At 74.2% G+C, this 17,023-nt stretch carries 22 protein-coding genes and 1 tRNA gene; 10 read left to right on the top strand and 13 right to left on the bottom strand.

Annotated features, from left to right (window positions below; genetic code table 11):
• Positions 1 to 160: 160 nt before the first annotated feature.
• Positions 161 to 748: a DUF6328 family protein gene (locus ACFZCF_RS22315; protein WP_391288226.1), complete on the bottom strand. Its 588-nt coding sequence runs from the start codon at positions 746 to 748 to the stop codon at positions 161 to 163.
• A 1,638-nt stretch (positions 749 to 2,386) separates the two neighbouring features.
• Here ACFZCF_RS22315 and ACFZCF_RS22310 point away from each other — a divergent pair.
• Positions 2,387 to 2,460: transfer RNA gene (locus ACFZCF_RS22310), tRNA-Trp, on the top strand.
• A gap of 25 nt (positions 2,461 to 2,485) precedes the next feature.
• Here ACFZCF_RS22310 and ACFZCF_RS22305 read toward each other — a convergent pair.
• From ACFZCF_RS22305 to ACFZCF_RS22295, 3 genes are all read right to left on the bottom strand, one after another.
• The gene (locus ACFZCF_RS22305; RefSeq protein ID WP_388448272.1) at positions 2,486 to 2,938 is read right to left on the bottom strand and encodes an SRPBCC family protein; all 453 of its coding nucleotides are present in this window, start codon (positions 2,936 to 2,938) and stop codon (positions 2,486 to 2,488) included.
• Between the two features lie 89 nt (positions 2,939 to 3,027).
• Positions 3,028 to 3,402 carry a PRC-barrel domain containing protein gene (locus tag ACFZCF_RS22300; protein ID WP_388448270.1) on the bottom strand — a complete coding sequence of 125 codons (375 nt, stop codon included), beginning with the start codon at positions 3,400 to 3,402 and terminating at the stop codon, positions 3,028 to 3,030.
• Positions 3,403 to 3,467: 65 nt separating this feature from the next.
• On the bottom strand, positions 3,468 to 3,692 hold the full coding sequence (locus ACFZCF_RS22295; RefSeq protein ID WP_189945311.1) for a DUF6458 family protein: 225 nt from the start codon (positions 3,690 to 3,692) through the stop codon (positions 3,468 to 3,470).
• Positions 3,693 to 3,955: 263 nt separating this feature from the next.
• Here ACFZCF_RS22295 and ACFZCF_RS22290 point away from each other — a divergent pair, with 263 nt between their 5' ends.
• Positions 3,956 to 5,071, top strand: a complete 1,116-nt coding sequence (locus tag ACFZCF_RS22290; protein WP_391288222.1) for a protein kinase — start codon at positions 3,956 to 3,958, stop codon at positions 5,069 to 5,071.
• Between the two features lie 139 nt (positions 5,072 to 5,210).
• Positions 5,211 to 5,354 carry a hypothetical protein gene (locus ACFZCF_RS22285; RefSeq protein ID WP_388448266.1) on the top strand — a complete coding sequence of 48 codons (144 nt, stop codon included), beginning with the start codon at positions 5,211 to 5,213 and terminating at the stop codon, positions 5,352 to 5,354.
• A gap of 188 nt (positions 5,355 to 5,542) precedes the next feature.
• On the opposite strand, the gene ACFZCF_RS22280 is transcribed toward ACFZCF_RS22285, so the two are convergent.
• Both ACFZCF_RS22280 and ACFZCF_RS22275 read right to left on the bottom strand, forming a co-directional pair.
• Complete coding sequence (locus ACFZCF_RS22280; RefSeq protein ID WP_391288220.1) at positions 5,543 to 5,812, bottom strand: hypothetical protein; 270 nt, start codon at positions 5,810 to 5,812, stop codon at positions 5,543 to 5,545.
• 760 nt (positions 5,813 to 6,572) lie between these two features.
• Positions 6,573 to 7,127: a hypothetical protein gene (locus ACFZCF_RS22275; RefSeq protein ID WP_391288219.1), complete on the bottom strand. Its 555-nt coding sequence runs from the start codon at positions 7,125 to 7,127 to the stop codon at positions 6,573 to 6,575.
• Positions 7,128 to 7,415: 288 nt separating this feature from the next.
• Between ACFZCF_RS22275 and ACFZCF_RS22270 the strand changes: the two genes are divergently transcribed.
• Complete coding sequence (locus ACFZCF_RS22270; RefSeq protein ID WP_388448260.1) at positions 7,416 to 7,889, top strand: ATP-binding protein; 474 nt, start codon at positions 7,416 to 7,418, stop codon at positions 7,887 to 7,889.
• 805 nt (positions 7,890 to 8,694) lie between these two features.
• Here the strand turns inward: ACFZCF_RS22270 and ACFZCF_RS22265 are convergent.
• The 7 genes from ACFZCF_RS22265 to ACFZCF_RS22235 form a co-directional block, all read right to left on the bottom strand.
• On the bottom strand, positions 8,695 to 8,958 hold the full coding sequence (locus ACFZCF_RS22265) for a hypothetical protein (RefSeq protein ID WP_391288216.1): 264 nt from the start codon (positions 8,956 to 8,958) through the stop codon (positions 8,695 to 8,697).
• Positions 8,959 to 8,996: 38 nt separating this feature from the next.
• Positions 8,997 to 9,221 carry a DUF6479 family protein gene (locus ACFZCF_RS22260; RefSeq protein WP_388448256.1) on the bottom strand — a complete coding sequence of 75 codons (225 nt, stop codon included), beginning with the start codon at positions 9,219 to 9,221 and terminating at the stop codon, positions 8,997 to 8,999.
• Positions 9,222 to 9,385: 164 nt separating this feature from the next.
• Complete coding sequence (locus ACFZCF_RS22255) at positions 9,386 to 9,652, bottom strand: GlsB/YeaQ/YmgE family stress response membrane protein (RefSeq protein ID WP_388448255.1); 267 nt, start codon at positions 9,650 to 9,652, stop codon at positions 9,386 to 9,388.
• Between the two features lie 141 nt (positions 9,653 to 9,793).
• Positions 9,794 to 10,807: a glutathione S-transferase C-terminal domain-containing protein gene (locus ACFZCF_RS22250; RefSeq protein WP_391288265.1), complete on the bottom strand. Its 1,014-nt coding sequence runs from the start codon at positions 10,805 to 10,807 to the stop codon at positions 9,794 to 9,796.
• Between the two features lie 33 nt (positions 10,808 to 10,840).
• Positions 10,841 to 11,401 (bottom strand): histidine phosphatase family protein, encoded by a 561-nt coding sequence (locus tag ACFZCF_RS22245; RefSeq protein ID WP_391288214.1) that lies wholly within the window; start codon positions 11,399 to 11,401, stop codon positions 10,841 to 10,843.
• Between the two features lie 139 nt (positions 11,402 to 11,540).
• Positions 11,541 to 11,879 carry a CDGSH iron-sulfur domain-containing protein gene (locus ACFZCF_RS22240; RefSeq protein ID WP_391288212.1) on the bottom strand — a complete coding sequence of 113 codons (339 nt, stop codon included), beginning with the start codon at positions 11,877 to 11,879 and terminating at the stop codon, positions 11,541 to 11,543.
• 108 nt (positions 11,880 to 11,987) lie between these two features.
• The gene (locus tag ACFZCF_RS22235; RefSeq protein ID WP_388448249.1) at positions 11,988 to 12,476 is read right to left on the bottom strand and encodes a flavin reductase family protein; all 489 of its coding nucleotides are present in this window, start codon (positions 12,474 to 12,476) and stop codon (positions 11,988 to 11,990) included.
• 207 nt (positions 12,477 to 12,683) lie between these two features.
• Here ACFZCF_RS22235 and ACFZCF_RS22230 point away from each other — a divergent pair, with 207 nt between their 5' ends.
• The 6 genes from ACFZCF_RS22230 to ACFZCF_RS22205 all read left to right on the top strand — a co-directional run bounded on the left by ACFZCF_RS22230 (position 12,684) and on the right by ACFZCF_RS22205 (position 16,977).
• Entirely contained in the window at positions 12,684 to 13,250 is a 567-nt protein-coding gene (locus ACFZCF_RS22230) for a DJ-1/PfpI/YhbO family deglycase/protease (protein ID WP_391288209.1), read from the top strand.
• Between the two features lie 17 nt (positions 13,251 to 13,267).
• Positions 13,268 to 13,435, top strand: coding sequence for a CsbD family protein (locus ACFZCF_RS22225; protein WP_388448245.1), 168 nt, complete (start codon positions 13,268 to 13,270; stop codon positions 13,433 to 13,435).
• A gap of 164 nt (positions 13,436 to 13,599) precedes the next feature.
• Positions 13,600 to 14,166, top strand: a complete 567-nt coding sequence (locus ACFZCF_RS22220) for an isochorismatase family cysteine hydrolase (protein WP_388448243.1) — start codon at positions 13,600 to 13,602, stop codon at positions 14,164 to 14,166.
• A 124-nt stretch (positions 14,167 to 14,290) separates the two neighbouring features.
• Positions 14,291 to 15,256: a TIGR03557 family F420-dependent LLM class oxidoreductase gene (locus tag ACFZCF_RS22215; protein WP_391288207.1), complete on the top strand. Its 966-nt coding sequence runs from the start codon at positions 14,291 to 14,293 to the stop codon at positions 15,254 to 15,256.
• Positions 15,257 to 15,418: 162 nt separating this feature from the next.
• Positions 15,419 to 16,045 carry an NAD(P)H-dependent oxidoreductase gene (locus ACFZCF_RS22210; RefSeq protein WP_391288205.1) on the top strand — a complete coding sequence of 209 codons (627 nt, stop codon included), beginning with the start codon at positions 15,419 to 15,421 and terminating at the stop codon, positions 16,043 to 16,045.
• Between the two features lie 38 nt (positions 16,046 to 16,083).
• On the top strand, positions 16,084 to 16,977 hold the full coding sequence (locus tag ACFZCF_RS22205; RefSeq protein ID WP_391288203.1) for a glucose 1-dehydrogenase: 894 nt from the start codon (positions 16,084 to 16,086) through the stop codon (positions 16,975 to 16,977).
• Positions 16,978 to 17,023 lie beyond the last annotated feature (46 nt).

Here is a 17,023-nt window from a genome sequence, read left to right as displayed (position 1 = left end):
CGGGGGCGGGGCGCCGGCGACGGCTCCCTCTTAACACACCCAGTCCCCCGCCCACCCCGTGGTCCCCGGGGCCGGGGCCCGGGGGGCGGGGGGCCGGGGGGGGCCCCCCCCCCCCGGGGGCCCCGCCCCTCTCCGTCGTGCTCCCGGGAGGGCGCCGAGGTCACTTTCCGTTGGCGTAGTGGGTGCGGACCCACAGCGGCAGGGCGAACCAGCAGAGCAGGTACCAGGCGAGGACGCCGGAGACCAGCCAGGGCACGTACGGGTCGTGCGTCGCCACCCGCAGGATGAGGAACAGGGCGGACGTCAGCGTCGCGAGCAGCAGCAGGATGCCGGTGAAGGTCAGCCGGGAGGCCCAGACGACGGCCTGCGGCTTGACCCGGTGCCCGGAGACGATCCGGTGGAAGGAGACGGGCCCGATCAGCGCGCCCGTCGCCAGCGACCCCAGGACGACCGTGACCAGGTAGATCGTCTTGTCGGTCTGCTCCAGGTCGTGGAAGAGCGGGGTGAACACCACGGTGAGGAGGAAGCCGAGGAGGATCTGGACGCCGGTCTGGGCGACCCTGATCTCCTGGAGGAGCTCCTGCCAGCGGCGGTCCGCGCGCTCCTCCGCGGTCTCGCCGCGTCCCTCGCGCCGGCCGGTGCCGGCTCCGCCGTCGGCCTCGGTGCCCTTGCCCGGCTCCCGGCCCGTCCCGGCGTGGTGCGGCTCCCTCGGCTCGTCCTCCGGGGTACCGCCGTCTCGGTCGTTCATGAAGATCCTCCTCTGAAGCACGGGGCGGGAGCGGACCGGCACCATCCGGGTTCCGGTGGCGCTCCGCCCATGATCGGTCGTGGACGGCGCCGACGCGCGGCGGGTCGGAGCGGGGGCGACACGGCGGAAGCCCCCGTCGAGCGTGGGGGCTTCCGTCCGGCGCGGCACGGTGCGGAGTCAGGACCGCGGCGTACCGCCCGTTCGTGGGGGCGTGTGCTGCCGCCACCGTCCGGGACGGGCTGCCCGTCCGTCGCGGTGCGGCCGCCCTCGTTCACCTTCGGCCCGCCCGTGCGGCCCCTCCTGCCCGTCCCGTCCGCGCGGCGCGTCGGGGGTCACGGCGGGAGCGTACGTGCGGCTCTCCCCGCTCCGGCCCGAGGCACTGGGGTCCTCGGACGGGACTGCGGCCTCCGGCGGCCTTGACGATCGCGTCACCGGAGGGCGGGTCGGGCGGCGGGGCCGGCGTACCGGTGCGGAGGGCTCCGCCCCGGCGGTCCGGCCCCCGTGCGCGGGCCCGGGCGTCGTGCCCGCGGGAAGCCCCCGGGTGGGGGCGCGGCGCGAGCGGACGCCCGGCACCGGAAGGCCGGGCGTCGGGATCCCCGGGAGCGGCGGCTCGCACCGCTGCCCGGGGGTCCCGGGGGCCGTCCGCGCTCCCACCGGCGCGGCACACGGCGCCACGCGCAGGAGGACTCGGGTCGGGTGCGACATGAGTGCCTCCTGAAGGGGTTCCGCGGGCCGACTGACCGTCACCCGACTTCCTGCGCCTATGTGTTCGACTTGCCACTCTTCCCGAAGCCAAACGCGGGCGGGACGGAGAGGTGATCGGGGAGGCGAATGTGGGGAGTTGGCGGCGGGCAGCGGCGGGACGGGGGGCGGGGAGGCGTGCTGGCGGGGTGGCACCTGGGCCGGCCGCTCGGGCCGATCGACCCGGGCCATCGACCCGGCCCGTCGACCTCGCCTGACGACCCCGGCCGGTCACCCCGGGGGGTCGTCCCCGGATCGTCGTTCCGGAGTGCGCCACCCCCGGGTGGTCGTCCCCGACCGGCCGCCCTCGGGTGGTCATCCGCGAGGGGCCGTCCCTCCGGCCCGGTCGGCTCGAGGGGCGTCGCCCTCGTGCGTCCGCGCCGACATGCGAGCGGCCCGCACCTCCACCAGGGTGCGGGCCGCTCGTCAGTGCCTTCGACCCGCGGCAAGGGGGGAAACCGCGGATCGTCCGGCGTGAGCGTGTCCCTTCGCTCGATCTCCGCATGCCCCGCCTTCCGGGATCCATGCCCCCGGGTCCGCCTCCGATCGGGCCCTTTCGAACGGCCCCCTCCCGAACGGGCCGGGCATGCGACCGCCCCGCTCGGGAGGGGGGCCCGAGCGGGGCGGTCGTGGGGCCGTCGGCGGGTGGCCGAGGGGGGAGGCCATGGGCCGACGGCGGGAAGAGGTGGTCCTGTGGCGGTGCCGTGATCCGCCTACCCGCCCCTCGGGCGGCCATGCCACCCTTCTTCCACACCCGGCGCGCGTCCCGGATCCGGCGGACGGTCGCCCGCCGCTCGGTCCTCCCGGCGGATGCCGGGGGCGCGGTGCCGTCCGTTCCCCGCCGCTTTATCCGTTGGCGCCGGCTCACGTCGGTGTGGCACGCTTCCCTCACGCCGAAGGGGTGTAGCTCAGCCGGCCAGAGCGCCGGTCTCCAAAACCGGATGCCGCAGGTTCGACTCCTGTCACCCCTGCCGAGGGCGCGCGGGCGCCGGATCCTCACACGGATCCGCGCCAGCCGCCCGTCTGCACGCCGCCGCGCTCCTCGATGAACGACTTGAACCTCTCCAGGTCGCCGGCCACCTTGCGCTTGACGAACCCGAGCTTGTCGCCCGCCTGTTCCGTCAGCCCCTCGGGGGCGAAGTCCATCTGGAGCATGACCTTCGTGCGGTTCGCGTCGAGGCGGTGGAACGTGACGACGCCCGCCTGCCGGGCCTCGCCCTCGACCGTCGTCCACGCGACGCGTTCGTCCGGGATCTGCTCGGTGATGACCGCGTCGAACTCGCGCCGCACCCCGCCGATCTCCGTGACCCAGTGGGTGAGCGTGTCCGTGCGCTGCTCGATCCGCTCCACTCCGTCCATGAAGCGCGGGAACGTCTCGAACTGGGTCCACTGGTCGTAGGCGGCACGCACCGGAACCTCGACCTCGACCGACTCCTCCACCTTGGACATGGCGACACCTTTCTCTCGGACGGGGAGCTTCTCCCCGTCGGGGACGTTGCTGCTGCGCTGTCGTACGTACCGGGGTGACCGGCGGCCCGTCAGATGCCGCCCATGCCCCCCGGGAAGGGCCAGGACGTGCGGTAGTACTGGCCGATCTCCTCGCGGTACTGCCGGTCCGCGAGGTGCTTGTCGGAGACGAACTCCGGCGAGTCCTTGACCTGTTCCTTCGTCAGGGCGAGGTGGAGGGTCTGCTCCTCCAGGTCGACGCGGGTCACCGCGCGGGCCGGGATGAGCACCTCCTTCCCGAAGATCCAGACGCCCGTGTCGACGACGAGGTAGGAGTCGTCGACCTCGTCGGAGTGCTTGTCCACCTTGCCGATGTGGCCGTCGGCGGCCTCGACCCGCCAGCCGGTGAGGTCGGTACCCGCCAGGTGGCCGGACTCGGTGGTGTAGGACCACAGATGGTCGGTCATCGCTGTCACTCCTCTGTCACTTGTCGCTGTTCGAGCAGGGTGCGGCGCCGGACGTGCGGGCCGCCTCAGAGCAGGTCCCGACGGTCGTCGTCGGTGACCGTCGGGGCCACCGGCGGGACCACCATGCGGCGGCGGCGCAGAACGCTGGTGTAGACGGCGGTCCCGAGCAGGCCGACGCCCATCAGGATCAGGCCGACCAGATCGAGGTCGACCGCTTCCAGCTCCCAGTCGGTCGCGAACGTGAGGATGGCGCCGACGGCGATCATGATGATGAAAAGTCCCATACCCATGGTGGGTCGCTCCTCCCTGCGGGTCGGACAGCGTCCGCGTACCCGGGTCCTCCGGGATCATTCCCCCGCCGTCGCAGACGTTCGGAACCGGCCCGCGCGGCCCCCGGGCGGGCCGCGGACCCGCCGATCCCCTTTCCTCCGGGGGATGTTCATGGACGGACGGGGCACGCGGTCAGCCGCGGGCCCGCGCAGGCACCGGCGGGCGACGCACCCGACACCCGGCCCGTCGGCAGAGGGCCGGCCACACTCCCAGGGAGCCCCCGATGCAGCTCCGAGCGCGGCCCGTACGTCCCGACGTCCCGCGGACGGCCCGTGCCGTCGCCGGGCGCTACCGGCTCGACCGCCTCCTGGGCCGCGGCGGCGCGGCCGACGTGTACGAGGCGCTGGACCTGCGGCTGCGGCGCCCGGTGGCGGTGAAGGTCTTCCGCCCCTCGGACGGCCGCCGGAGCGACGCCCAATGCGGCGAGGAGGCCCGGATCCTGGCCCGCATGCACCATCCCGGCCTGGTCACCCTCTACGACGCGGGCCGCGACGGGGACCGGTCCTTCCTGGTGCTCCAGCTGGTCCGGGGGGCGACACTGCGGCAGCGGCTGGCCCGCGAGGTCCTCACGCCCGCCGAGACCTGCCGCACCGGCGCCGCCCTGGCCTCGGCCCTCGCGCATGTGCACGCCCGCGGCGTCGTCCACCGGGACGTCAAGCCGTCGAACATCCTGCTGGACGCGGCAGACACCCCGTGCCTCACGGACTTCGGCATCTCCCGGAGCGTCGAGGCCGCGGACGACGCCCCGGAGGGCGCGGGCGCCCTCGTCGGCACCGCCTCCTACATGGCGCCCGAGCAGGCCCTGGGCCGCGAGACGGGGCCCGCCGCCGACGTGTACAGCCTCGGCCTGGTCCTGCTCGAAACGCTCAAGGGCGAGGCGGAGTACGGCGGAGCGCCGCTGGAGGCCGCCCTCGCGCACCTGCACCGGCCCCCGGCGCTGCCGCCCGGCCTTCCGCCGGAACTCGCCCGCCTGCTCGCGGCGATGACCGACCGCTCCCCCGATGCCCGTCCGGCGGCCGCCGTCTGCGCCCGGATCCTCGCCGACCCGCGGACCGCGGGACGGGCCCCGAAGTCCCGGGCCGGATCCGGCTCCCGCGAAGCGGTGGCGCACCGTCCACACCGGTCGCACCGGTCGCCGCGGGCGCCGCGGCCCGTCGGCGGACGCGCCGTGGCGGCGACCCTCGTCACGCTCGGGCTCACGCTGACCGGTTCGCTGGGCGGCGCGACCGCCGGCGAGGCGGCGGCACCGGTGCGGGACGGAGCGGGCGCCGGAACCCGGACGAGCGCACCGGCCCCGCCACCCTCCGCCTCGAACTTGACGCCCTGGCGCGTCATGTGACGATCTTTCAGAATTCCGCAGGTGTGAGGCGGCCTCGCGGGGCAACACGAACTTCCAGAACACGGAAGGCAGGCGGGGACCGGAGGCCGTTCACCGGCCTCCCTCGGTCCTTCCGCGTCCGACACCGGAGGAGAATCCCATGACCGCACTGCTGAACCGCATCAAGCGCTTCGCGCGCAGCCCGCAGGGCCGTGACGCGGCGGCGTCCCTTCGCCGCGCCGCGAGCGACCCGCGCACGCGCGCCCGGGCCCGCCGCCTGTTCGGCCGGCTGCGCCACCGCTGACGCCCGCTCGCCCGGCCCTCACGGCCCGACCCCCGACGCCCCGCGCGACGTACCGCGCGGGGCGTCGGTGTGCGTACGACAGGCCTGGGCCCGCGCACGAGCGGCCGGTGCCGGACATGCCGCCGGCCCGGCGGTGCGGGCCGCGAGGCCGTGCGCACCACCGGGCCGGTACCGGTGCTCCCGGGGCGTCAGGTGGACAACAGGCGCTGGAACAGGGCGCGGTACTGACGGAGCGCGAGGCGCAGGCTCTCGGTGTCGGCCTCCAGCCCCTGGCTCCACTGTCCCTCCAGGGCCTGCCGGTGCTGGGCGAAGGTGGCCGCGAGGGTCCTCATCACGTCCCCCACGAGGACGTCGGCCGCGTGGACCGCCTGGCGGGGGTCGTCGACGAAGCGGCCCTGGACCTCGTGCCAGCGGCGGAGGAACTCCTCCTCCTCGGCCGGACCGAGAAGCTCGGGCATCCCGTCCCCGTCCGCCCCGACGGCGTCGGGACGTCCGGCGCGGCCGCCGTCCGGACCCTGCGGCCGCGCCGGCGGGACGGGGGCGGCGTGCCGACCGTGCCCGCCGGGGGCCGCGGCCCCCGGGCCCGGGGGCGCGGAGGGCGGGGTCTGGGGCATGACCGGCGGGTACGCGCCCGGCGTCCGCTGCGCCGGTACGCGCGGGGTCGGGTGCGGCGGTACGTGCGGGGTCGGGTGCGGCGGCACGGCCCCGTCGGGGCCGGCGGGCCGGTCCTGATCGCGCGCGGGCCGGCCGGTCTGCGGCTGTGGCTGGTCGTGCCGAGGCCCGCCCGGCCGGGGCCGGTCGGCCTGGGGCGGGGTCGGCGCGACCGTCGGGCTGCCCGTGTCGCCCGGACCGGTCGTGGGGCTCGGCGGCTCGGGCGGGGTGGAGGAGGGCGCCCGGGGCGCGGTGGGCCGTCCTCCGTCCTCCTCCTCACCGGGCCGGCGCGGCGGGGTCGGCGCGACCGTCGGGCTGTGCGGCGGCGGGCCTGCCGCCTCGTCCCCGCCCGCCGCCGATCCCGGACGGGCGGGGTCCGGCCGGCCCTGCACGGTCCGCGGGTCGGGTCGGTCCTGCCCGGTGCGGGGGCCGGGGCGGTCCGCCGCCTCGCGGCGGCCCTCCGACCTCTCGGGGTACTCGCCCGTCGGGTCCGCGTGGTGTCGCTGAACCGGTGCCTGGGTCGTGCGCTCGGACGTCTCGTGGTGTCGCATCTCTCCTGCTTCCGCGTCAGGACCGGCGGGTGCCGGTCGGCTCGCCGTCGGCGAGCAGGTCGTCGAAGAGGGTGCGGTAGTGCATCATCGCGCCCCTCAGCTGTTCGGTGGTGGCGGCGGCGTGGGTGCTCATGGCGTGGACCTCCAGGGCCGCCCGGTACTGGTCGAGGGTGCGGCCGTGCCGCACCGACAGGTCGCGCAGTCGCTGCTCGTACCCCTCGTCGGGGTACCCCCGGTCGCGCATCAGGGCCGTCACCAGCTCGTCGGCCTCCTGGACGGCGGCCTCGGGCCGGTCCACGAACTCCTCCTGGACGCGCATCCACCGCCGCGCGTACCGCTCCCGCACCTCGCCGGGGAGCGGCTTGATCTCCAGGTCGGCGACGCGGCGTTCGCGGGCGTCCAGCTCCTGCTCCGCGGCCCGTCTGCTGCCGGTCGCCTCGACGGCCCGTTCGTACTCGGACCCGAAGCGGTCGCGCAGTCGCATGCGCCGTCGGCGGTCCACCGCCACACCGGCGGCGAACCCGACCACGACGACAGCCGCGACGACGACCAGGACGATTCCGATCGACATCGGCTCTCACCCCTTCGCGTTCTCTCTCGGAGTCGCGCTCCTCCGTCCCGGCCTTCAGGCCCGGGACTCATGGAGCTCCGCGTGCCCCTGCCCCCGGAAGGCAAACCGGGCATCCGGGACGGGAGGGGCCGGAGCGGAAAGTCGACCGATCCCGGGGGCGGGGTTCGGTCGAAGGCCGCATCCGAGGGCCAGAAATGGAGAGAAGCGGAGATATCAGGGCATAAGGACGAGCCAGGGCAGAACACGCCCGGCTTTCGGGGGACCGACCGGCGAGACGGAGAGCGAACGATGCGGAAGACCCATGACACCCATGACACCCATGCCACTCATGCCTTCGCCCGGGGCGAGCTCTCGCCCTCCCGGGCCCGTCGGCTCGCCGTGGACTTCCTGCACGGCCTCGCCCGGCAGGGCCGACCCGTGCCGCCCGCCGCGGTGGAGACCGCCCGGCTCGTCACCAGCGAGCTGGTCACCAACGCCTTCAGGCACGCCCCGGGACCCGTGCGGCTGGAGCTGCGGCTGGAGGGCGGGCTCGCCGCCATCACCGTCTGGGACAGCGCGCCCGCCCTCCCGGTGGTCGGCGAGGCCGACCCCGCCCGCGTCGGACGACACGGCCTGGAGGTCGTGAAGTCCCTCGCCCGGCACTTCGAGGTGCGGCGCGAATCCGTCGGCAAGCGGGTGACGGCCCGTATCGCCCTCGACGAGGGGACGGCCTCCGAGCACGCCCCTACCCACGCGGGGAAGGTCGCGTGGGCCCGCGGGTGACGTGCGGCGCAGACCGTCGGCGCCCGGCGACATAGACCCCGCCGCCGGCGGCGGCCCCGCCCGCGCCGAGCACCCGTGGACGGCGACACACCGAGCGCGGCCCCCGCGGACAGCGACACACCGAGCGCAGCCCCGTGCAGGGGCCCGCGCCCGGCACCCATGGACGGCGACACGCCGCGCGCCCCGCCCGTGCCCGTGCCGGGCGCTCGCTACCGCAGGACGCCGCCGCTCCCGGCGGACGCCGCGCCGATACGGGCGGGCTTCACCTCGTCAGGACGGGCGGACTCGGCCTCGCAGGCACGGACGGACCTCGTCTCACCGGCACGGGCGGACCTAACCTCGCAGGCACGGGCGGACTTAACCCGGCAGGCACGGACGGACCTCGCCTCACCAGCACGGGCGAACTTCACCTCGTCGACACGGGCGGACTTCACCTCGCCGGCACGGGGGACTTCGACCACCTGCGTAAGCCCCGGATCCCCAAAAGGCCACCGACCTGCGTGATCGGCGGCCCCCACACGCCTCCGGCCGACTGCCGGGGCCGCCCGCAACCCCCTCACCCGCCCCACCGCCGCTGTCGCTGCCGCTGCCGCTGAGCCACCACCGGAGCATCGCGCCCGACGTGCTCCTCAGAACCCCGACCCACCCTCCCCCGGACCGGCTACGGCATCGGCCCCGCCCGTCACCCGGCCCGGCCCGGCCTCCACCCGGCGACCGGCTGCCGCCCTTCACCGACGCGCGCGACGGCGCCCCGGGTGCCGGTGGTGATCACCGGCACCCGGGGCGCCGTCCGCCGTCGGGGCGCTCAGCCGCCGTGCTCCCGCGTCTGCTCCTCGCGGCCGAGTCCGGGGCGCTGGCCCTTCGCGGTGTGACCGTCGGCGCCCTCGGGGTCGGTGACCTCCCGGCCGGCGGGTCCGCGGCGCTCGCCGGAGGGTCCTCCGGAGGTCACGGCCTCCTCGGCCTCCCTCCGGGCCTCCTGGTCGCCGCTCTCGCCCGGCGCGTCGGCGGGCGTCGTGCGCGGCCGTCCGCCGCGGCTCTCGTCGGTCCCGCGCCGTTCCTTCTCGCCCATGGCTCCTCCGTCCGATCGAGGGACGTGACCGTCCCTTGTCATCGTTCCGGCCCCTCGTCCGGGGCGGACCAGGAATCGCGCCGTGCTGCCGCGGGCGCCGGCTGGGTGACACCGGACTGCCGCCGCCTGCGGGCGACCCGCCGGGATCCCCACCAGAACGCGGCGAGCAACACGGCCACCAGCACCACTCCCACCATGATCAGGAACAGTGAGGAGGATCCCGAAGCGGCGAGTCCGGAGGCGTCGACCAGGGAGAGGGACATGTACAAGCCTTCCTGCCGAGAGACGAAAACGGCACAAATCGTTCCGTCGGCGCTGCTACCCCGACTTCAGCGGGGCAATCACGGCGAGCACCGCGCCGGAGGTGCCGTCCGACGCCCGCGCGCCCCGGCGGCCGGACGCGGCCCCGGGGCGCCCGTCACCCCGGTCACGTCCTCCGGGAGCCGGTGACGAGCCGGTAGAGCGCCAGGAGGATGAGCGAACCGATGATGGCGGCGATCCAGGTGGAGAGCTCGAAGAACCCGTCGACGGAGTCAACGCCGAAGATGACCTTGCCGAGCCAACCGCCGAGCAGGGCTCCGACGATGCCGATCAGCGTGGTGACGATGAAGCCGCCCGGGTCTCTTCCGGGCATCACCATCTTGGCGATGATGCCCGCGAGAAGCCCCAGGATGATCCAGGCGATTATTCCCATGATTCTTCCATTCCGTGTCGTGAATCGCGCCGTATGCGTACCGGCATATGGGCCCGGCTCCGAGCCCGCCGGAACGAGAAGCGAAAACCCGATGTGCCTCTCTGCGTCTTCTGCAGGTGCTTCTACGCGATCGGCGCGCACTCAAACGTGGAAGTCCCCGTCGAATTCCGGGCCGAGCGGCGGCACGCGCTCCGCCGGGGGCGGCGGGCCGGGCGGGGTGCCGTCGCCGAACGGCCGACCGCCGAGTTCCTCCCGGTGGTGCGGGGTGAGCCAGGCCCGCGTGTCCGGACCGCGCGGGACGATGCCCGTCGGATTGATGTCGTGATGGACGACGTAGTAGTGCGCCTTGATCTGCGCGAAGTCGATCGTGTCCCCGAAACCGGGCGTCTGGAAAAGATCCCGCGCATAAGCCCAGAGGGCCGGCAGTTCGCTCAGCTTGTGCCGGTTGCATTTGAAGTGGCCGTGGTAGACGGCGTCGAAGCGCACGAGGGTCGGGAAGAGGCGGACGTCGGCCTCGGTGAGGGTGTCGCCGACGAGGTAACGCCGGCGTCCCAGCCGCTCCTCCAGCCAGTCCAGCCGTTCCCACAGCCGTCGGTACGCCCGGTCGTACGCCGCCTGCGTTCCGGCGAAGCCGCATCGGTAGACGCCGTTGTTGACGTCCCGGTACACCTTGGCGGCCACGTCGTCGATCTCGTCCCGCCACCTCTCCGGGTACAGCTCCGGCGCCCCGTCGCGCTGATGGGCCGTCCACTCGGCGCCCAGGTCCAGCGTGATCCGCTCGAAGTCGTTGGTCACGACGCGGCCGGTGGGGACGTCCACGAGGGCGGGCACGGTGACGCCCTTCGCGTAGCCGGGCTCGCGCGCCTCGTACGCCTCCCTCAGCCACTGGATCCCGAGGACCGGGTCCCGGCCCCCGGGGTCGAGGTGGAAGCACCAGCTCCGCTCGTCGTGCAGGGGTCCGGCGATGCCCATGGGGAGGGCGGACTCCAGGCCCATCAGGCGCCGTACGATCGCGCTCCGGTTCGCCCACGGGCAGGCGCGGGCGATGATCAGACGGTAGCGCCCGGGCTCCACCGGGTGGCCGTCCCGTCCGTCGGCCGTGATTCGGGTGGTGAGGTACGCGCGGTCCCGCTCGTACGAGCCGTCATCGGTCATCGTCACGCTCCTCCTCGGTCCGGGACCGGCGGATCAGTCGGCCGGTGACCAGAAGGCGGTGACCCGTCCGCTACCGGGGGACAGCCGCTCCCAGCCGTCCGGCACCTCGATCACCACCACCCCCGAGGTCGGGAAGCCCGCCCTCACCCGCTCCAGGAGGTCCGGCGGGCCGCTCCCGCACAGGGCGACGGCCAGTTCGTGGATCCCCGGGTTGTGCCCGACGAGAACCACGGTGCGAAGGCCCGGGCCCCGCTCGGCCAGGACGGAGACCAGCGCGTTCGGCGGGGTGTTGTAGAGGCGCTCGTCGTAGACGACGGGCGGCGGGTCCCCCAGCGCGGGGGCGGCGAGCTGCCAGGTCTCACGGGTCCTGAGCGAGGGTGAGCAGAGCACGAAGTCGGGCGCGGGCCCGGATTCCGCGAGCCGACGGCCGGTCCGGGGCGCGTCGTGCCTGCCCCGCCCGCTCAGCTCGCGGTCGAAGTCGTCGACCCGCCGGTCCTTGCGCACGGCCTTCGCGTGACGCACCAGCACCAGCCGGCACCCGGCCGCCGTGTCGTCGGGCGGCGAGGCCCGCCGGGATCCGGACTCCAGGGACATGACGTCTCCCTCCACGCGTACGGGCGACCCGTTCCGGACGGTGCGCCTACCCCGTCCCGTCGGCCCCACGCACCCCCGCGCCGGTACGGCGTCGCACCGGACCGGCGGCCGGGGGCGCGGGGCGGTCGCGCCTCGGCCCTCACGCCGCGGCCCCGTACGGGAGGTTCCTCACCGGTTCGGGCGTCCTCTCGACCGCCCGGCGTGCCGGGCGCCGCTCGCGGTACCGGTGGCTGGTGTCGCAGAACGGAGCGCGCAGGGTCCGCCGACAGGTGCAGAGGGCCAGGACGGGCCGCTCGCAGCGGATCACCCGTCCGTCCGGCATGACGATCTCCGCGGGCCCCTCGACGAGGAGCGGCCCCTCCGGGAGCGGCCGGAGACGGGGCGGGTCCGCGGAGGCCCGTCCATAGGGGCGGAGCTCCGCTCCGCCGTCCGTCCGGGAACGTTCCGGCGGGCCGTTCTCGCTCGGGGAAGCCGACATCGCAGACCCTCCGTCGCTCGACAGCGTCGTACGCCGCGAGTGCCCGCCCCGCCGGGCTCGAACCGCTCCGGGTGCGCGCGGCTTCCGCGGGCACCGGGCGAGGCCGCCTCAGGCGGGGTGGCCGGGGTCGAGGTCGCGCACTTCGCGGTACCGGAGCAGCGCGGGAGGGGGGCCCGCCGACGGCGGGGCCTCCGCGACGGGGGCGAGCAGGAAGCCGACGTGGTCACCGCCCTCGATCCGCGCTTCGATCCGGCCGGTGAACCAGGTGGAGAGCCCGTCGAGGACGGGGCTTCCCCCCTCCCCCTCGTGCCAGGCCACCTCGGCGAACTTGTCCACCTCGTCGCCCGTCCGCCCGCCGAACCACTCGGCCGCCGCCCGTTCGCCCTGCTGGAGCAGGTGCACGGTGAGGTGGTCGGCCGTCCGGGCGAGGCGGTAGGTGCGGTTGGCGGTGGACAGCCACACCACGAACCTGGGCGGGTCGATGGAGCACTGGGACGCGAAGCCCACCAGGCAGCCGCCCCGCTCCCCTCCGGACGCCACGGTGACCACGTACATCGGTCCGTCCAACGCGTCCGTGAAGCCCGGGAATCCCGTCACGACGTCTCCTCACCCCTTCGTTGCCCTGCCGGTGGCCGTCCCCGCGCCCTCCACCCTCTGCCGCCGTGCCGGGCGGCGCGACCGGAGCGGTGCGCGCGGCGGCCGTACGGCGGGCCTGTCCGCATCGGGCGACCCCGAAACGTTTGAGGACCCGCTCGCGCGGTGAGGTGCCGAACCAGGACATACATACCGAAGAGGAGTCGAATCGTGTCGCTCGATGGACGCAGCGTGCTGGTCCTCACGACCAACTACGGAACGGAACAGGACGAGCTGAAGAAGCCTGTCGCCGTCCTCCGCGAGAACGGGGCCCGCGTGGTGATCGCCGCGCAGGAGGACGAGCCCGTACAGACCCTCGTGTCCGACCGGGATCCCGGCGAAACGATCCGGCCGGACACGACGCTCGGACGGGAGACCGCGGACGGGTACGACGCCGTGGTCGTGCCGGGCGGCACGGTCAACGCCGACCAGCTGCGGACGGACGCCGACGCGCGACGCCTCGTCTCGGCCTTCGCGGACGCCGGAAAGCCGGTGGCGGCCATCTGCCACGGGCCGTGGCTGCTCGTCGACACCGGGCTCGCCAAGGGCCGTGAACTGACCTCGTACCCCTCGCTCCGTCCCGACCTGGAGAACGCCGGGGGCACCTGGACGGACCACGCGGTCGTCGTCGACACCTCGGGGCCGCATCGCCTGATCACCTCCCGCAAGCCGGACGACCTCGCCGCCTTCTCCGCGGCGATCGTCGACGCCCTCGACGGCGGCGGGAACCACGCATGACGGAAAGGAGCCGGGCCATGGGCAGGAGCGGGATGCAGAAGGGCAAGGGCAAGGTCAAGGAGGCCCTGGGCAAGACCACGGGCAACAAGCGCATGGAAGCGGAGGGCAAGGCGGACCAGGCCGAGGGCAAGGTCCGGGAGTCGGCCGCCGAGGCCCGCGACGCGATGAAGCGACACTCCCACTAGCCGGCCCGGGGAACGGGCCCGCGCTCGTCACCACGAGGGCCGCGCCCCTCCCCGGACACCTCAGGGCCCCCGGCGATCCCCTTCCGCCGGGGGCCCGCCCGCCGCACTCGACCCCGGAGAGCCCGCCCCTGCGGGCAGGCGGGCCGCGGAACGGAGCCATCGACATGGACGGTACGGCCAAGGCCACGGCACTCATCGTCATCGACATGCTCAACACCTACGAGCACGACGACGCCGAGAAGCTGGTGCCGTCCGTGCGCGCGGCCCTGCCCGGGCTGCGCTCGCTGCTGGAGCGGGCGGGGGCCGGCGAGGCACCGGTGATCTACGTGAACGACAACTTCGGCCGGTGGCGCTCCCACCACGGCGAGATCCTCCAGGCGGCCCTGTCGGGCCGCCACCGCGACCTCGTCGAGCCGATCGCGCCCGACGAGGAAGCCCTCTTCGTGGTCAAGGCGCGGCACTCCGCCTTCTACGAGACCCCCCTGGCCTATCTGCTCGGGCAGCTCGGGGTGGGCCGGGTGGTGCTCTGCGGGCAGGTGACCGAGCAGTGCGTGCTGTACTCGGCGCTGGACGCGCACATCCGGCACTACGAGGTCGTCGTCCCCGTCGACGCGGTCGCCCACATCGACGCCGAGCTGTCGGACGCGGCCCTGCGCATGATGGAGCGGAACATGTCGGCACTGCTGTGCAAGAGCGACGAGATCACCTTCGGCGACGGAACGCCGTCCTGAGATCGCAGGCGGGGCTGCGGCAGCCCCCGACGGCCCCCTTCGAACGTCCCCCTCGTCGGCCCACGGAGCCGATGAGGGGGATTTCTTCCGTTTCGACCCCCCGGGTCCCGGCAAGTCGCGGGTCATGATGCACATCGGCTACACGATGATGACCGAGCAGGCAGGCCCCCGTGAGCTCGTCGGACACGTCGTCGAGGCGGAACGGGCCGGGTTCGACTTCTCCGTCATCTCGGACCACTCCTTCCCGTGGCTGCCCTCCCAGGGACACGCCCCCTACGCGTGGAGCGTCCTCGGAGCGGCGGCGCAGGCCACCTCGCGCATCCCCCTGATGACGTACGTGACCTGTCCCACCTTCCGCTACCACCCCGTGGTCGTCGCCCAGAAGGCGGCGACGCTCCAACTGCTGTCCGAAGGCCGGTTCCGGCTCGGCCTCGGCTCGGGCGAGAACCTCAACGAACACGTCGTCGGACGCGGCTGGCCCTCGGCCCGGGTGCGCCTCGCCATGCTCGACGAGGCGGCGGAGATCATCGAGGCCCTGTTCACGGGCGAGTACGTGACCCGGCACGGCCGCTACTTCCAGGTCGACGACGCCCGGCTCTGGGACGTCCCCGACACCCCGCCGCCCGTCGGCATCGCCGTCTCCGGCCCCCGCTCCTGCGAGCTCGCCGGACGCCGCGCCGACCTGGTGATCGCCACGGAGCCGAAACGCGAACTGCTCGACGCCTTCGACGCCGCCGGCGGGTCGGGAAAGCCCCGGGTCGGCCAGCTCCCCGTCTGCTACGACCCCGATCCGGAGGCCGCCAGGGCCCGCGCGCACGAGCAGTTCCGATGGTCGCTGGGCGGCTGGCGCGTCAACGCCGAACTCCCCCTGCCGGCCGGTTTCGCCCAGGCCACGGCGCACGTCCGGCCGGAGGACGTGGCGGAGAGCATCCCCTGCGGGGACGACGTCGACGCCGTCGTCGAGGCGGCCCGCGCGTACGCCGAGGCCGGCTTCACCGACCTCGCCCTCGTCCAGATCGGCGGCGACCACCAACTGCCCTTCCTCCGCTGGGCCGAGTCGACCCTGCTGCCCGCGCTCCGCGAGCTGTAGGCCCGACGCGGGCCCTGGGCGCTTCGACCGGTACCCCCTCCGTGGCCTGCGTACCGACCCGTCCGGCGGAGCCCCCGGCGGAAGACTTCGGGCCCGTCGGGGCGTTCCGCCGGATGGAGCAGGCGCGGGGATGTGCGGCGGGCTTCCGGGTAGCCGCACGCCATGGACACCACGACCGACACCACGCCCCTGCGCGCCCTCGCGCTGGTCTGCACGCTCTCCCCGTCCCCCAAGCCGTCCAGCTCCCAGTTGCTGGCCGAGCAGACCATGGCCGCTCTCGCCGATCACGGCGTCACCGGAAGCGTGATCCGGATCGCCGACCACGACGTCAAACCGGGCGTCGAGGTCGACATGGGGGACGGCGACGCGTGGCCGGCGATCCGCGACAAGATCCTGGACAGCGACATCCTGGTGCTCTCGACGCCCATCTGGCTGGGCCACCCCTCCAGCGTCGCCCAGCGCGTGCTCGAACGGCTCGACGCCGAGCTGGGCGAGAGCGACGACGAAGGCCGCATGCTCACCTACGGCAAGGCGGCCGCGGTGTGCGTCGTCGGCAACGAGGACGGTGCCCACAACGTGAGCGCCGACCTCTTCCAGGGCCTCAACGACGTCGGCTTCTCCCTCGCCCCGAACGCCGTCACCTACTGGGTCGGCGAGGCCATGCAGGGGACCGACTACCAGGACCTGGAGAAGACGCCCGAGAAGACCGCGGCCGCCACCAAGACCCTCGCGGCGAACACCGCCCACCTGGCGCGGCTCCTCAAGTCCACTCCCTACCCCCCTTCCTGACGCACCGTCGACGACCACGACCCCGAAGGAGTCACCCCATGCCGTCCCGTGACCAGAGCCACCTCACCGACCCCGTGTCCCTCCACGCCCGTCCCCCGTTCCCGGATCAGCAGCAGGACCCTCCCGGCTCGACCGAAGCCATGGACCCCCGTCCCGACCACGGCGAGGACACCTACGAGGGCCACGACCTGCTGCGCGGCCGCAAGGCGCTGGTCACCGGCGGCGACTCGGGGATCGGGCGGGCCGTCTGCCTGGCCTTCGCCCGGGAGGGGGCGGACGTCGTCCTCACCCACCTGGCCGAGGAGGCGGAGGACGCGGCGGAGACCGTCCGCCTGGTCCGCGAGGCCGGCCGCAAGGCCGTGGCCGTCGCGTGCGACATCCGGAACGAGGACGAGTGCACGGCCCTCGTCGACCGGACGGTGGACGAACTGGGCGGCATCGACCTGCTCGTCAACAACGCCGCGTACCAGATGGCGCAGCCCGACGGGATCGAGGCGATCACCACCGAGCAGTTCGACCGGGTGATGAGGACCAACCTGTACGGGATGTTCTGGCTCACCAAGGCCGCGCTGGCGCACATGCCGCGCGGCGGATCGGTGATCAACACCACGTCGGTGCAGGGCTACCAGCCGAGCCCGCACCTCCTGGACTACGCGATGACGAAGGCCGCGATCGTCTCCTTCACCCACAACCTCGCGCAGATGCTCGCCGAACGCGGCATCAGGGTCAACGCCGTCGCCCCCGGCCCCGTCTGGACACCGTTGATCCCGTCGACGATGCCGGACCCGTCGACGTTCGGCGAGCAGTCGCCGCTGGGCCGGCCCGCCCAGCCCGCGGAGATGGCGCCCGCCTACGTCTTCCTCGCCTCCGACCGGGCCTCCTACATCACCGGCGAGATCGTCAACGCCACCGGCGGAACCCCCCTCCCCTGACGGGAAGACGCCGGGGGCGGGGCGCGTCGCCGTCCGGGTGCGGGGC

Source organism: Streptomyces sp. NPDC007945 (assembly GCF_042958885.1).
Taxonomy (GTDB): domain Bacteria; phylum Actinomycetota; class Actinomycetes; order Streptomycetales; family Streptomycetaceae; genus Streptomyces.
The sequence above is the reverse complement of the archived record's forward strand: the minus strand, read 5'-3'. Positions and strand labels throughout refer to the sequence as shown.